This window comes from Lysinibacillus contaminans (assembly GCF_001278945.1).
Taxonomy (GTDB): domain Bacteria; phylum Bacillota; class Bacilli; order Bacillales_A; family Planococcaceae; genus Lysinibacillus; species Lysinibacillus contaminans.
In genome coordinates this window covers 1,076,589-1,091,492 of sequence record NZ_LGRV01000003.1, presented here as the reverse complement: position 1 = coordinate 1,091,492, position 14,904 = coordinate 1,076,589, and the positions used below count along the sequence as shown (strand labels likewise).

Genomic DNA, 14,904 nt, shown 5'->3' with positions numbered 1-14,904 from the left:
AATAATTTTCTTTTTCAGTAATAAAACCTAGTAAAATTATAGGGATAGTTTATAATAGGAATAACAAACGTTACAAAAAAGGAATGATGATGATGACACAACTAACAAATGAAGCCATTCGCTATATAGAAGATACCGATACAGGGCTACATTATTACGAGATGACACCACAGGAGGCTAGAGCTTCACGTACTGTTCCAAAATGGCAATCCGCACTTGCACCTACTCTTGCTTCCATCGAAGATAAAAAAATTACTGTACGAGATGACTCAAAAATTAATGTTCGAATTTACACACCTGTAAATGAAAAAATGTTGCCTATCATTGTGTATTACCACGGTGGCGGCTGGGTGTTTGGAGATTTAGAGTCAGCAGATGCCGGCTGTCAACTACTTGCTGACAAAGCACAGGCAATTGTTGTATCGATTGATTACCGCTTAGCACCTGAATTTCCGTTCCCAACACCTGTTTTTGACGCTTATGATGCACTTCTTTGGGTACATGAACATGCCGCTGAACTTAATGGCGACCCGTCACGATTAATTGTCGCTGGTGATAGTGCTGGCGGTAATTTAGCAACCGTTATGACACATATTGCAAAACAAGAAAACGGACCAGCAATTACTGCACAAGCTCTTATTTATCCGGTAACTAACACAAATTTTACAATGGACTCTTATAAAAAATTCGGTGCACATTTCGGATTAGATATACAGGGTATGGAATGGTTTTCTGGACATTATTCCATTAGCGAAAACTTAGCAAATCCCCTTGTGTCTCCTCTTCAAGCAAAGGATTTTACTGATTTACCGAAAACTATTTTACTCGCTGGAGAGGCAGATGTACTTTTCGACGAAGGCGTGAGTTATGCAGAAAAACTAGCTACAGCTGGTGTAGAAGTTAAGCATATCGTTATGCCTGGTTTAATTCATAGTTATTTCAGTAAAATGGAGTATTTTGAGAAAGCAACGATCGAGACCGTCGAAAAAATTGCAGCATTCATCAATTGTCCCTCATCGTAACTGCGTCTGAAGGCTTATCTTTTTTCAGCAATTGTTACCCCACTCGCTGAAAAAAGATAAAATAATTTGTCTATCTCTATCAAACAATGCGATAATAGAACAAAATGCTTTTTAAAGGATGACAACATGACACAAACAATTGCACTACAAATTAACAATCAATTTGCCGGCCCACTAAAAAAAGGCTACCCACTTATCTCAAAGGATGCTGTTGATGCACGTAAGCTTCCTGCCGAAGAAGGTGCCTTACTTCGTTTACTAGATATTCACAAGAAATTTATCGGCACTGGATACTACGGCTTACAAAATAAAGGGATTGGCTGGGTGTTATCAACAGATCCCGAAGAAGAAATCGACACGGTGTTTTTTGCAAAAAAATTCAAAAAAGCTATTCAAAATCGTGAAGCCTTCTTTAATAATCCTAACACAACGGCGTTTCGTGCCTTTAACGGTGAAGGCGACGGCATTGGCGGTTTAACAATAGACTTTTTTGACGGCTACTATATGGTGAGCTGGTATAGTGAAGGCATTTATTCCTTTAAGGAAGCTGTCTATGCAGCACTTTCTGAAACGGTGAATTATAAAGCTATTTACGAAAAGAAACGCTTTGATAGTAAAGGCCAGTATATCGAGCAAGACGATTTTGTCATGGGGACACCAGCTGAATTCCCACTTATTGTGAAGGAAAACGGCATGAATTATGCAGTCAATTTAAATGACGGTGCGATGACTGGCATTTTCCTCGATCAACGTGAAGTTCGCCTTGCAATTCGCGAACGCTATGCAAAAGGTGCGAATATGCTTAATACCTTCTCGTATACAGGCGCATTTTCTGTAGCGGCAGCACTTGGTGGTGCTACGAAAACAACAAGTGTAGATGTCGCAAAGCGCAGTTTATCTAAAACGATTGAGCAGTTTAGCGTCAACGCGATAGATTATGAGGCGCAGGACATTAAAGTAATGGATGTTTTCCAATATTTCAAGTATGCACAGCGTCACAATTTGAAATTTGACCTGGTTGTATTAGATCCACCTAGCTTTGCTCGTACAAAGCAAATGACGTTCTCGACTGCGAAGGATTATCCGAAGCTTTTAATGGATACGATTGCTATTACTGAGAAAAACGGTGTCATTGTCGCTTCTACAAACAACGCAAGCTTTGGTATGAAGAAATTCAAAGGTTTTATTGACCAAGCCTTTAAGGAAACAAATACACGCTATAAAATTGTTGAGGAATTTGGCTTACCAAAAGATTTCCGCGTATCGCGTGAATTCCCTGAATTCAACTACTTAAAAGTAGTTTTTATCCAAAAATTAAACTAAATTTGCGAGCATGTGAAATTGACTCACTTTCACATGCTTTTTTAACTTTATTCAGCAGATTCAGAAGTAACCCACCTCGATAGATTACGAGAAAATATAGATTAATCCATTTTTCACAGTTGTTCGAATGCCAGCTGAATAAAGTTAAAGCCTCCGGCGGATGTCACAGATGTTTTTTGCGCGAAAGCGTAGCGACAGCAGCAGATTTTGAAAGGAGTGAATTGTGCAAGCACAATTCAAAATCTGGACGTAAATTCGCTCTAGCGAATTCATTATTGGAAATGAGGATTTTTATGTATAAAACTATTGGCGTGTTGGCCCATGTCGATGCAGGTAAAACAACCTTCTCCGAGCAGCTCCTTTACCACACAAATAGTATTCCAGCACGCGGCCGTGTCGATCATCAAGATACGTATCTAGACAATCATGCGATAGAACGTGCTCGAGGCATTACCATTTTTGCTGAGCAAGGTCGCATGCAAATCGGAGATGATACATATACACTCATCGATACACCCGGACATGTCGATTTCTCTCCTGAAATGGAGCGTGCTATTCGCGTCATGGACTACGCAATTATCATTGTCAGCGCAGTTGAAGGTTTGCAAGGGCATACAGAAACCGTTTGGCAGTTACTTCGGCAGTATCACGTACCTACTTTTTTCTTCATCAACAAAATTGACCGAGAAGGTGCGAATATAGCAACTGTTACCGAACAGCTCCAAAAGGAATGCTCCGAAAATGTGCTGTTTATCGAGGAACCACTTAGCATCGAAACTGTCCCTACTCAAGTCGCTGAATGGCTAGCAGAACGTGATGAACATTTACTAGAGCAATATTTAGAGCAAACGCTAGATGTTACAACTTGCCTTGAGCGCCTTCGATTGATGATTAGGCACGAGCAAGCCTTTCTATGTTTCTCAGGCTCAGCGTTGAAAGATATTGGGATCATGGAGTTTTTCGAACAATTCTCTCAATTGACGATGACAAATTATGAGGCCAATCAGCCATTTTTAGGTGAAGTGTTTAAAATTCGTCATGATGAACAAAATCAGCGCATTACCTTTATGAAGGCATTGCAAGGAAAGCTCCAAGTACGCGATGAATTTCACTTTGGAGACGTTTCTGAAAAAGTAACGGAAATCCGACTGTATAATGGTAGTCGCTTTCAAACAGCCAAAGAAGTCTTAGCCGGAGATATATTTGCAGTTAAGGGGATTTGCGAGGCAGAAATTGGTGACGTAGTTGGTGACACATCAATTCAAGCTCAGCCGTTTGAACTCGTACCGACGCTACAGGCAAAAGTTACATACAACGGTGTGATACACATAAAAGATGTACTGCGAACATTTCGTTTATTAGAGGCAGAAGAACCTTCATTACGCGTGGTTTGGAATGAAAAGTTTAAAGATATTCACGTGCACGTCATGGGTGTAATCCAGTTAGAGGTATTAGTAGACGTTCTAGAAAACCGCTTCCAAATACCTGTTGCATTTGAAGAGCCAAAAATATTGTATATGGAAACAATTTCTTCAACCGTCATTGGCTACGGTCATTTTGAACCATTAAAGCATTACGCGGAGGTTCATCTCAAAATGGAGCCAGCACCTCGTGGCACAGGTATTTCATTTTTCAATGCATGCCATGCCGATCATTTATCCGTTGGCCATCAACGACTCATTGAAAAACACTTATTCGAGCGTGAACATCACGGGTTATTAACCGGCTATGCACTAACAGATGTCCGCTTCACGCTTCTGACCGGGCGTGCACATAATAAACATACCGAGGGCGGCGATTTTCGTGAAGCAACGTTCCGCGCACTTCGTCAAGGACTTGAACAAGCCGAAAACGTTCTATTAGAACCTTACTATCGTTTTAAAATGAAAGCTTCGAGCGATTTTGTCGGTCGCATGATGACAGATATTCAACAAGCAGCTGGCACATTTGACACTCCATCGATAACTGAGGATCATGTCATACTAACTGGCAGAGCACCTGTAGCAACATTTATGAGTTATAGTACTACATTTGCTGCATACACAAATGGCAAAGGGGCATTAACATTACAGTTTGATGGTTATGACGTTTGCCATAATACAGAGGAAGTCATCGTACAAATTGGCTACGATAAAAATGCCGATCCCGAATACAAATCCTCCAGCATTTTTTGCGCAAAAGGAAAAGGTTACTCTGTTGCTTGGCAAGATGCAAAAGAAGCAATGCACTGCTTAGAATAAACCCTAATTATAAACTGAATTATTGAAAAAAATGGGGGTGTCTCTTTTCGGGGCATCCCTTTAATTTATTAGCTTTTGCCAATAGTTTGCCGTTTTTGTTCTTTTGTAAAATTTGTGAAATGGTTCTTCATGACGGGCATATTCTTTATAGAACATGATAATTTCCTGTAAAAGATTTTCAATATGCTGCACAGGTACTCTTTTGGCAAATAATTCTCCAGCTTGCGCATTTTTCCCCATAGGAACAGCCCCTAAATACACATCAAAGCTTTCTTTCTGATAAACAAGCCCAATATCATCATACATGGCATTATAGCAAGCTGAAGCACAACCGTTCATATTCATGCGAAGCCTACTTGGAACTCTCATCCCTTCAAATTGACGAAACAGTTCCTCCGTAATCGCTGCCGCTTCCATCTTATCGCCATCACAAAAATCACAAGCCTTCATCGCAACAATCATTCCTTGTTGCGCAATATATATACCAGCCTGTTCCAGCTCTTGCTTCACCCTTATCAAATCTACCGTGGGAACGGAGAGTAGGATACTGTAAGACGCAGAATATTTAATTGCCCCACCCTCTCCGACTACTTCCGCGATTTTTTGAAATTGTGCTGGTGTATAATGCTTGTTGATAATGCCGGGACTTACAGCAATACGTGTATATTCGCCTTCACTGTTTAACTTAGCAAATGTTTTTTCTGGAATATTATGATTAAATGCATTTGTTGTCAACGTTTCCCCTCCTGTGATTTAGAGAAACCGGGCAATAACATGGCCGGTCCTATTTACTTTGTTGGAGATCCGATCATCTGTATGCGATGCCATGTAGCTCATTATAATATTCAAGATACATTTGGCCTCCGCAAGAATCACATATGATGAATCATCTTTTTAATTCAAATGAGAGCTTTTGAAATATTTTTTTCATAATCATCATCATGAAAAAATCGACATTTTTGATACGAAAACGAACGAAAAATGACTAAGAACCGCCTTCAATCGCAGCACTTTTTACCGTTCCCTATCGTAAATAAAAAAACGACTAGGACAATGGACTGATGATTTTCATGGTCAAACAAGCTGAAAACCTGTACTATTCACGTAAAAACTAGACGGTTTCATCTCGTGTCTTGGTACTAAAACGAGGCGAGTGTCGGCAGCGGATGCAGATCGTTTTTCTTCGCTATACCTTTTAACAGCTTCTCTGTAGCACCTTCCGCTTTAAAAAATCATCCATTATTTTTACTGGTGCTCAAAAAAAATCGACTTTTTGAAAAGCATCGATTTTGACATACAACTTATTTCAAAATATGTGCCAATCAGGACTTTCCTCCCCATTTGGCACTTATTTATATTTAAGTCGTATATCAATTCTGCTAATTTGCTGTCTTGGTGTTTGAAATCTATGTCAGCAAAATGCATGCGCAATTTTTTGAATGCATCCAGCTGACCACAAGTCTGAAATGAAAATCAACTCTATTATTATTGCTAGCGCGAGCAAATCGCAAAGAGATTGACTAGACATCACTATAAAGTTATCCTTTATCTTTTGAAAAAGAAGCTCGCACATGGCTAGCTTCACTTCATTATTGAAAGCTATCTGGATAAAACCCTTGTGCCAAAATTTGAATTGCTTCAGCTGCACGAACACCTTCAGATGCTGCTGAAAGTGGTAAAATAACAAAACGTTCGTTTAATACCGCAACTGTTTCTTTTAATGCAGGATCATTTTTCAGGAAATTTATTTTTTCTTCAGCAGTTGTTGAACCATAGTCAATGACAACAATCACTTCAGGGTTGCGCTCTACTGCATCTTCTTTTGAAACAGTTGCCCAACCAGATTCAACATCACCAAAAATATTTTTCCCACCTGCCACTGTCACAAGTTCATTCATGAAATTTTGTGCGGCAGTGAAAACTTCTTGCTCTCCACTATCAAATACAAGGACACGCAAATCACCCACTCCTTGTGGAAGCTTCGTACGAATGTCCTCTACGTCTTTTGTCATTTGCTCAATTAATTCTTCACCACGCTCTTCTACCCCGAATATCTTGGCAATATTTTGGATATCCTCGAAAATATCTTCTAACGCAGGATTTGTAATACTTGATGACGTATGTAAATATGTGTGAATACCCAGTGCTTCTAGTTCTTCTGGTGTGCCAATACCCTTCTCACTAAATCCACTTTTCCAACCAGCATATAAAAAGTCTGCTTCTGCATCAATCACCTGTTCTTTTGTTGGGTATTGCTCAGCTAAAACTGGAATCGTTTCATATGCCGCTTGTAACGGTGCATAAATTGCATCATCTAAATATGCTGTTCCGACCATTGAATCCTCTAAGCCTAATGCTAGCATTATTTCTGTTACATGTTGATTTAAGCTAATGGCTTTTTTAGGTGCTTCCGTATAAACTTGTGTCGTCCCATTATTTTCAATCGTTACTTCCGTTGCGCCAGCTTTGGCTGGTTCCACTTGCTCACTATGCGATGCTGAATCTTGTTTTTCCTCATTACCACAAGCCGCCAAAATACTTAACATTGCGATTGCAAGAACAAGCCACACGCTTTTAAATGTCTTCATGTCTATTTCTCCTTTTGTGTCAAAAATATTTTGAAAAAAATCTAAGGTTCCTTACCAAAGCATGTACTTTACTAAAAATAAACCCTACTAGTTAGTAAGCACATGGAACGCGTCCGCCTGCAGTGGAATTTGCTGTCAAGTACAGACTTTGGTGTAGAGCCAAATTTAAGAACCCTTAACTAACTATAAAAATTGCTCGGATATATAAAATATGTGGGGCTTTTTCGTGACCGGATGTACGCTTACTTCCGCATGAACACCAAACACCCTTTGTAACAATGAGGGAGTTAATACTTCGAATGGTGTCCCATACGCTACAATTTCTCCGTCCTTTAAAACATAAATTTTATCGCAATAAGTTGCAGCAATATTTAAATCATGCAAGGCTACAATGACCGTAATCGGCAAGCTCTGTATCAAATCCATGAGCTGGAGTTGATGCTGAATATCTAAATGATTCGTTGGCTCATCTAATACCATGACCTTCGCCTGTTGTGCCAATGCCCTTGCAACAATGACTCGTTTTTTCTCCCCACCGGATAATGAACTAAAGCTACGCTCACTTAAATGTAGTACACCTGCCTGCTGCATCGATTGCTCGACAATTGCAATGTCTTCTCTTGTATCTACTTCCATAAGCCTTTTATGTGGCGTACGTCCCATTGCAACTAGATCTTTAACAGTAAACTCAAATAGCACTGGTGTTTCCTGCCCTACTACAGCCAGTTGCTTCGCTATTTCTTTTGCAGGTTGTTTGTAAATATTTTCATTAAATAAAAATACTTCTCCATCTTGAGGTTGTAGCATTCGATACATATTTTTTAATAGGGTCGATTTTCCGCTGCCATTTGGCCCGATTAAGCCAACAAACTCTCGTTCTTGAATATGTACAGAAACATTTTTTAAAATTTCCGACTGTTGCACAGCAAACGAAAGGTTTTTTGCTACAAATACCATTTAATTCTCCTCCCCGAAAGAATACATTTGTTTACGCAACATCCATATAAAGAATGGGCATCCGCATAAAGCAGTTATAATTCCAATTGGCATTTCCTCAGGTGCAATCACAATGCGCGCAGCTGCATCTGCCCATATTAAAAATATTGCACCAATTAATGCACTGACCGGGAGTACAAACCTATAATTTGAGCCGACAATCATGCGTGCGATATGTGGAATAATCAGGCCAATAAAGCCAATTGCTCCACTTACTGCAACAAGGACACCTGTTAATAGCGAAATTAATACTATTAGTAGCAATCGAAATCTCTCTAAATTAACACCGAGCGTAGCAGCAGATTCTTCGCCAACTAACAGTAAATTCAAATGACGTGTATGGAGACGTAAAATGACATAAACGACAATTAAAACGATGAATGGAATCGTTAAATTCACCCATTTCGCTCCAGCCAGACTTCCCATCATCCAATACATCACAGCCTTTATGCCGCCCTCTTCCTTCGTCATCATCAACATAAAATTTGTCAATGCCGACAACACTAGTGACACGGCAATTCCAGCTAATAATAGTCGAATCACTGAAATTCGTCCCTCCACCCGAGCCAAGAAAAACACGATAAGTACTGCTATCGTTGCCCCTATAAAAGCAGCAAATGATAGCGCATACATACCTAAAAATGAAAAAGCACCAAGTAAAATTACAGATGTCGCCCCTACAGATGCACCGGATGATACGCCCAAAATATAGGGGTCCGCGATTGAATTGCGAACCAAAGCTTGAATGGCAGCCCCTGAAATAGCAAGTCCAGCACCTACTATCATGGCAAGTACAACGCGTGGCGTACGAATTTGCCATATGATGATTTCCTGCGAGCGACTCCAATCCGCTGTAATGCCAAATGGATTAAATGGGATGTGCGTTAAAATAATACGCCATACAATACTAGGTGTAATTGACACAGAGCCTACCATAATCGCTAACGTCATAGATATTAGAACAACACCAGTCAAAACTAATAAGAGTAGGGTTATAGTTCTTGTTGTTGAATTTTTCAAAGTGCTCTCCTCTCTTATTAAAAATGGGCATAAAAAAAACCCCTTGTTTACAAGAGGATGTCATAGTGAAATAATAGGCTTCTTTGCCCTGTCACTACAACCATCCTCGTGGTTCTATGTAAATGTGTTGCTCTTATTGGCAGGTATCCTGGCTTAGGTTCATCATCTATACGCCTTCCCATAGCTTTGCTACAGTGGCATATTGTATAGACTCCCCATTTACAGTTGCGGGACAGCATCGGATTTGCACCGATTTCCCTTTTAAGCAAATGTCTAAAGACATTCGCACCAATGAAGTAAATTAATATATTGTTATAAAATTTAGAATAGCACAACTCATTTTTTGTGGCAATTGCACAAAATTATTCATTCGACAATAATCATTGATATATTAGCATTACCTCATCACAAAGGCTATTAATCGTACATGAAATCATTTTAGAAAATCCCTGTTACAATAAAGGTCGACAAAAGATAGAAATGTGGATTTTATGATTAATACAATTGACGTTCTTGCTTCTCGGAGCAGCTTCTTTACCACACAAATAGCATCCAAGTTCAGGGTCAGGTCAATCACCAGGATACATTTTTTTGATAATCATGCCCTTAAACGTCAAATACTAAATCTTTCTGGCAAAAAACTGATCAATTCATCGCTGTATCTTTTTCTCCAACTTTTTCTTGTACACTTTTGAAGGTTTATGGTAGGTTTATTGTTTGCATTTTCGATGCAATGGCTTTAGTTAACAAATAAATCGAGGTGACGGCAGTATTATTATTTCACAAAATTTAGCGTCGGATAATCTGTTCAATATGCTTTCATCGAGCCGATATTGGAAGCAGTTTGGCGATATGTAAGGTATCGATTGTTAAGCCCATTTTGCTTTTCTAGTAACGCACTATCACATTTTTCACGTACAATGGGATTTTTCACTATTAATTTTTTCAATTTATCAAGTTAACGTTTTCGGGCTTGTTTTGAACGAACCTTTTTCTAATCCAACATTTATCCAATAAAATTAATAAAAGTGCTTCTATTGTTAGCAGAAGCACTTTTATCTTCAAAACTATTTAAATTTCATCATGCTTGCCCCAGCAATTCCTGGGTGCGTCATTTCATATGGGTCTAATATTAGATCCAATTGCTCAGCTGTTAAGACCCCGTCTTCGATACAAAGTTCACGAATCGAGCGACCTGATAAAATTGCTTCACGTGCAATACGAGCTGCTATTTCATAACCGATATGTGGGTTTACAGCTGTTAACACGCCTACACTCTTCTCTACATATTCCTTCATGCGTTCTTCGTTTGCCTCGATATCTTTCAAGCAGTTTTCCGTAAACGCATGGAATACATTATTCATAATGCTAATCGACTGGATTAAGTTAAAGACAAGTACTGGTTCCATAACGTTTAGCTCTAATTGACCTGCTTCTGATGCAAGGCAAATCGTTTGGTCATTCCCGATTACTTGGAATGCTACTTGGTTTAGCACTTCCGGCATGACTGGATTTACTTTCCCTGGCATAATCGAAGACCCTGGTTGACGAGCTGGTAAAATAATTTCTCCTAAACCTGCTCGTGGACCAGATGCCATTAAACGAAGATCGTTCGCAATTTTAGACATATTAATCATACAAATCTTTAGCGCACTTGATACTTCTGTATACGCATCTGTGTTTTGTGTAGCATCAACTAAATGTGTTGCACCTTTTAGTGGTAAACCAGAAATTTCAGCAAGATGCTCGTCTACAGATTTAATGTAGTCTGGGAAGGCATTTAACCCTGTTCCAACAGCCGTTGCACCCATATTGACATCATATAAGTTTGGACGTGTTTGACGAATGCGTTGGATATCACGAGTAATAACACGGCTATACGCCTCAAATTCTTGCCCAAGACGGATTGGCACAGCGTCTTGTAAATGCGTGCGTCCCATTTTAATAACGTGCGCGAATTGCTCCGCTTTTTGTTGGAACACCGCTTGCATCTTCTCCATAGTAACCAGTAGTTCATCTACTAAATTAAGTACGGCGATATGGATTGCTGTTGGAAATGCATCGTTTGTCGATTGAGACATATTCACGTGGCTATTTGGACTAATTGTTTGATAGTCCCCTTTTTCTTTTCCTAAAATCTCAAGGGCACGATTTGCGATAACTTCATTTGCGTTCATGTTAATAGAAGTTCCTGCGCCTCCTTGAATCGGATCCACGATAAATTGACCATGCCATTTGCCTTCAATAACTTCCTGCGCGGCTTCAACGATCGCATTACCGATGTCTTTTTGTAGTAGATTTACTTCCATATTACCAAGCGCCGCTGCTTTTTTAACAACCCCCATTGCTGTAATCAATGCAGGATGAATCGTGTAGCCTGTGATTGGAAAGTTTTCTGTTGCACGAAGCGTTTGAATACCGTAATATGCTTCTTTCGGTAAAGCACGTTCCCCTAAAAAGTCTTTTTCAAGTCGTAATGTGGACATTAGTTAAGTCTCCCTTTATGTATACTTCTTATGTATAGTAGCTAATTAAAGGCGTATTGTAAACTGTTGCTTTTTTACATAACTAAGTTTATGCAAAATTACCTTGTTTTTTTGTTTTTACGGGTAATTATTTTAGCTAGATTGATGATTTCTAAAACAAAATAAGCTTGGTACATTATTTTGCACCAAGCTTATTTCTTGCATACTTATTTATTTGATATTACTGTAAATCGACTGTTTATATGTTTTGGATTTTCTAATTCATCAACTACCGCTATTGCGTAATCTGCATAGCTGACATAGCTTTCACCTTCAGCATTCACTAATAGGTGATCGATACCCGCTGTGTAATTGCCTGTACGCGGACCTTCTGGATCGAAGAAAGCTGACGGACTAACAAATGTCCATGTGATAGATGAAGCTTGTAGATCTTTTAAGTTTTCACCCTGATTTTTCGCAGTTTGATAATAGATTTCTGGGAAATCTGGTGTATCCATTACACGCACTGTTTTTTCCGGATCCACAAATAAACTACCTGCACCACCGACAACTACTAACTTTGTGTCAATTCCAGAAAAGATTTCAATTAAATGACGTCCTACTTTCACGTGTAATTCTTCTTGCCCTGGAGCTGCACCAAAGGCATTAACCACAACATCAAAGCCCTTCACATCTTCTTGCGTTAATGTAAATACGTCTTTTTCAAGCACCGTAATTTCTTCTTTTACTTTTGAAGTTGAGCGAACAATGGCTGTAACTTCATGTCCACGATTAAGTGCTTCTCCAACGATTTTTTGTCCTGCTTTCCCTGATGCACCGATAACTGCTATTTTCATATTCAAATTCCTCCTAATAGTAGTTGTAACAAAATAAGTTACAGGTTACTTGCAGTAAGACCGACCTCGTTACTTTTAACGAAGCTGATCTAGCACATCTTGTAAGGTTTGTGCCTTTAACTGTTCTTCCATTGCTTGCCACACATTCTCATAGACATCTTCTAACGTAGTCTGAATCTTTTTACCGACAGAGCATGCAGGATTAGGCTCTTCATGAATTGCAAACAACTGCTTTGGCCCATCAATTGCCTTGTAAATGTCCAATAATGACAAATCCTTTGGCTCAGTTAACAAGTTATAGCCTGCTATTCCTGTGTTTGAAGTAACTAACCCAGCCTTCTTTAAAACACCAATCATCCGACGAACGACGACTGGATTCGTATTGACACTGCCTGCGATATAATCAGACGTTAGCTGATTTTTGTCTAATGACGTTGCAATGAGCGAAAGAATATGGATCGCTACCGAAAAACGACTGTTCACCATACCGTATCACCACCTGTTGTAATCATTATAGTTACAGGTATAGAAAATCGCAAGTACTTCGACTTCTAAACCCGCACACTTTTGAGTAATCATTTATGACAAATGACTTTTGAAGAAGAAAACCGATTTGACTTAGATTAAATTTTCTTCACATAGATCACGAGTTCTTGGCGAATTTCACCGTTTTCTTCATAAAAATCTAAGTTGTGAAATTCATATTTAAAATGGCCAACTGGAAACGTTATACTTTCCCCCTGAGCAGCAGCTAAAACGCCCGCTACATCATGTGATACCATTTGTAAAAGATCTGTTCCCGTTAACGATTCTACAAATACTACGTTCATAAAAAAAACACCTCCTCAGCCATTATAGCTTAGAAGGCGTTTGCATTATAGTAACTTTTTAAGGCTATTAAGTCGAATATCCTCAACAACTTGCATCATTTGATGAAGCTGCTCTTCAGATAACTTAGGCGAGATTGAGTATTTATCATGTTGTTTTCTCATATAAATTAATTGTTGCTTAGAAGTATCTACAAAATCATTTTCTATCAATCGTAAATACCTCATATTTCCTCCCATATGAAACACCATCATTCTTCTCACTACAATCACCCCCGCCTTTTTATTTGGTAAATAATTCTATATATTACATATAAATCATAAAGGATGTTCGTAAGTTAAATCATCAACCAACTAGCCTATTTTTCAAAAAAGATTATTTCGACCTAGTACTTTTTGGAAATCTGATGTAAGGATATTCAGTATAAATTGTTTAGTCAGAAGTAAAAAACAAATTTCACTTCTTTCTTATTACGCTTGTAAAATAGTTATGGCTGCGTTATTTAATTTGTTCCATAGAATGGAACTGACTTTATTAAGTTTGAGAAAGTCCTGTTGTTTACACCGCAATTGGTGCTTTAATCGCTGGATGTGGATCGTATCCTTCAATTGTTAAATCTTCTAACTCGATATCAAAAATCGAAGTTTTTTCTGGGTTTATTTTTAAGGTTGGTAGGTCCTTAGGCACGCGAGATAACTGTTCTTTCACTTGCTCAAGGTGATTTGAATAGATATGTGCATCGCCAATACTATGAATAAATTCGCCCACTTCCAGCCCGCATTCATGAGCGATTAAATGTGTCAGTAACGCATACGATGCGATGTTAAACGGACAGCCAAGCAACGTATCAAGACTTCTTTGCATTAATTGACAGCTTAACTTACCATTTGCGACAAAAAATTGGAACATGACATGGCATGGTGGTAATGCAGCCTTACTACCCTTTTTCCCGGCATTAATCACGTCCTCAGGGTTCCAAGCATTGACAATTAAACGACGAGAATCGGGATTCGTTTTAATTTGGTCAATTACATCTTGTAGTTGGTCTAAGCTCTCACCAGTAGACGTTGTCCAATTTCTCCACTGTTTACCATATACATTACCAAGTTCACCGTATTTATTTGCAAATGTATCGTCTGTTAATACACGTTCACAAAACGAAGCTAATTCTACTTTATATAATGCATTAAATTCCTCATCTACAAGGCAACGACGACCAAAATCCGTCATATCAGGGCCAGTATACTCATCAGATTCTACCCATTTTTTAAACGCCCATTCATCCCAAATGTGGTTGTTGTTTTGTAGTAAATAGCGAATATTCGTGTCACCTTTTATAAACCAAAGTAACTCGCTTGCCACAAGTTTAAATGGTACGCGTTTAGTTGTTAAAAGCGGAAAACCCTTGCTTAGATCAAAGCGCATTTGGTAGCCAAAAACACTGTATGTGCCAGTTCCTGTTCGGTCTTCCTTCTTCACGCCGTTTTCTAAAATATGTTGTAATAAATGTAAATACGCGGTTTCTGGATGTGTCATCTCTGTTAACAGCTCCTTAAAGTTTGCTG

At 38.9% G+C, this 14,904-nt stretch carries 13 protein-coding genes and 1 riboswitch; of the genes, 3 read left to right on the top strand and 10 right to left on the bottom strand.

The window, feature by feature from the left end:
• The first annotated feature begins 92 nt into the window (after positions 1–92).
• The 3 genes from AEA09_RS07540 (at position 93) to AEA09_RS07530 (ending at position 4,585) form a co-directional block, all read left to right on the top strand.
• Positions 93–1,022 carry an alpha/beta hydrolase gene (locus tag AEA09_RS07540; RefSeq protein ID WP_053583252.1) on the top strand — a complete coding sequence of 310 codons (930 nt, stop codon included), beginning with the start codon at positions 93–95 and terminating at the stop codon, positions 1,020–1,022.
• A 126-nt stretch (positions 1,023–1,148) separates the two neighbouring features.
• On the top strand, positions 1,149–2,345 hold the full coding sequence (locus AEA09_RS07535; RefSeq protein WP_053583251.1) for a class I SAM-dependent rRNA methyltransferase: 1,197 nt from the start codon (positions 1,149–1,151) through the stop codon (positions 2,343–2,345).
• Between the two features lie 293 nt (positions 2,346–2,638).
• Entirely contained in the window at positions 2,639–4,585 is a 1,947-nt protein-coding gene (locus tag AEA09_RS07530; protein ID WP_053583250.1) for an elongation factor G, read from the top strand.
• Between the two features lie 60 nt (positions 4,586–4,645).
• Here the strand turns inward: AEA09_RS07530 and AEA09_RS07525 are convergent, their stop codons facing one another.
• From AEA09_RS07525 to AEA09_RS07480, 10 genes are all read right to left on the bottom strand, one after another.
• On the bottom strand, positions 4,646–5,320 hold the full coding sequence (locus tag AEA09_RS07525; RefSeq protein WP_053583249.1) for a nitrite/sulfite reductase domain-containing protein: 675 nt from the start codon (positions 5,318–5,320) through the stop codon (positions 4,646–4,648).
• Between the two features lie 854 nt (positions 5,321–6,174).
• On the bottom strand, positions 6,175–7,173 hold the full coding sequence (locus tag AEA09_RS07520) for an ABC transporter substrate-binding protein (RefSeq protein ID WP_053583248.1): 999 nt from the start codon (positions 7,171–7,173) through the stop codon (positions 6,175–6,177).
• Between the two features lie 183 nt (positions 7,174–7,356).
• Positions 7,357–8,130 (bottom strand): heme ABC transporter ATP-binding protein, encoded by a 774-nt coding sequence (locus AEA09_RS07515; RefSeq protein ID WP_053583247.1) that lies wholly within the window; start codon positions 8,128–8,130, stop codon positions 7,357–7,359.
• Positions 8,131–9,120 carry a FecCD family ABC transporter permease gene (locus tag AEA09_RS07510; protein ID WP_053584647.1) on the bottom strand — a complete coding sequence of 330 codons (990 nt, stop codon included), beginning with the start codon at positions 9,118–9,120 and terminating at the stop codon, positions 8,131–8,133.
• 190 nt (positions 9,121–9,310) lie between these two features.
• Positions 9,311–9,497, bottom strand: a riboswitch (cobalamin riboswitch).
• A 759-nt stretch (positions 9,498–10,256) separates the two neighbouring features.
• Positions 10,257–11,675: an aspartate ammonia-lyase gene (gene aspA / locus AEA09_RS07505; RefSeq protein WP_053583246.1), complete on the bottom strand. Its 1,419-nt coding sequence runs from the start codon at positions 11,673–11,675 to the stop codon at positions 10,257–10,259.
• Positions 11,676–11,881: 206 nt separating this feature from the next.
• Positions 11,882–12,511, bottom strand: coding sequence for an NAD(P)-dependent oxidoreductase (locus tag AEA09_RS07500; RefSeq protein ID WP_053583245.1), 630 nt, complete (start codon positions 12,509–12,511; stop codon positions 11,882–11,884).
• Between the two features lie 75 nt (positions 12,512–12,586).
• A complete protein-coding gene (locus tag AEA09_RS07495) occupies positions 12,587–12,997 on the bottom strand; it encodes an Rrf2 family transcriptional regulator (protein ID WP_053583244.1) in 411 nt (136 codons plus the stop codon).
• Between the two features lie 137 nt (positions 12,998–13,134).
• Positions 13,135–13,341: a hypothetical protein gene (locus AEA09_RS07490; protein WP_053583243.1), complete on the bottom strand. Its 207-nt coding sequence runs from the start codon at positions 13,339–13,341 to the stop codon at positions 13,135–13,137.
• Between the two features lie 45 nt (positions 13,342–13,386).
• A complete protein-coding gene (locus tag AEA09_RS07485; RefSeq protein ID WP_156312086.1) occupies positions 13,387–13,566 on the bottom strand; it encodes a hypothetical protein in 180 nt (59 codons plus the stop codon).
• Between the two features lie 331 nt (positions 13,567–13,897).
• Complete coding sequence (locus AEA09_RS07480; protein WP_053583241.1) at positions 13,898–14,875, bottom strand: thymidylate synthase; 978 nt, start codon at positions 14,873–14,875, stop codon at positions 13,898–13,900.
• Positions 14,876–14,904: the final 29 nt, after the last annotated feature.

What these genes read in the sequence shown, in the direction of transcription:
- AEA09_RS07500 (WP_053583245.1), bottom strand. Translation starts at nt 12,511, where the DNA reads ATGAAAATAGCAGTTATCGGTGCATCAGGGAAAGCAGGACAAAAAATC.
- AEA09_RS07490 (WP_053583243.1), bottom strand. Translation starts at nt 13,341, where the DNA reads ATGAACGTAGTATTTGTAGAATCGTTAACGGGAACAGATCTTTTACAA.
- AEA09_RS07515 (WP_053583247.1), bottom strand. Translation starts at nt 8,130, where the DNA reads ATGGTATTTGTAGCAAAAAACCTTTCGTTTGCTGTGCAACAGTCGGAA.
- AEA09_RS07485 (WP_156312086.1), bottom strand. Translation starts at nt 13,566, where the DNA reads ATGAGGTATTTACGATTGATAGAAAATGATTTTGTAGATACTTCTAAG.
- AEA09_RS07520 (WP_053583248.1), bottom strand. Translation starts at nt 7,173, where the DNA reads ATGAAGACATTTAAAAGCGTGTGGCTTGTTCTTGCAATCGCAATGTTA.
- AEA09_RS07535 (WP_053583251.1), top strand. Translation starts at nt 1,149, where the DNA reads ATGACACAAACAATTGCACTACAAATTAACAATCAATTTGCCGGCCCA.
- AEA09_RS07510 (WP_053584647.1), bottom strand. Translation starts at nt 9,120, where the DNA reads ATGACGTTAGCGATTATGGTAGGCTCTGTGTCAATTACACCTAGTATT.
- aspA (WP_053583246.1), bottom strand. Translation starts at nt 11,675, where the DNA reads ATGTCCACATTACGACTTGAAAAAGACTTTTTAGGGGAACGTGCTTTA.
- AEA09_RS07540 (WP_053583252.1), top strand. Translation starts at nt 93, where the DNA reads ATGACACAACTAACAAATGAAGCCATTCGCTATATAGAAGATACCGAT.
- AEA09_RS07530 (WP_053583250.1), top strand. Translation starts at nt 2,639, where the DNA reads ATGTATAAAACTATTGGCGTGTTGGCCCATGTCGATGCAGGTAAAACA.
- AEA09_RS07480 (WP_053583241.1), bottom strand. Translation starts at nt 14,875, where the DNA reads ATGACACATCCAGAAACCGCGTATTTACATTTATTACAACATATTTTA.
- AEA09_RS07495 (WP_053583244.1), bottom strand. Translation starts at nt 12,997, where the DNA reads ATGGTGAACAGTCGTTTTTCGGTAGCGATCCATATTCTTTCGCTCATT.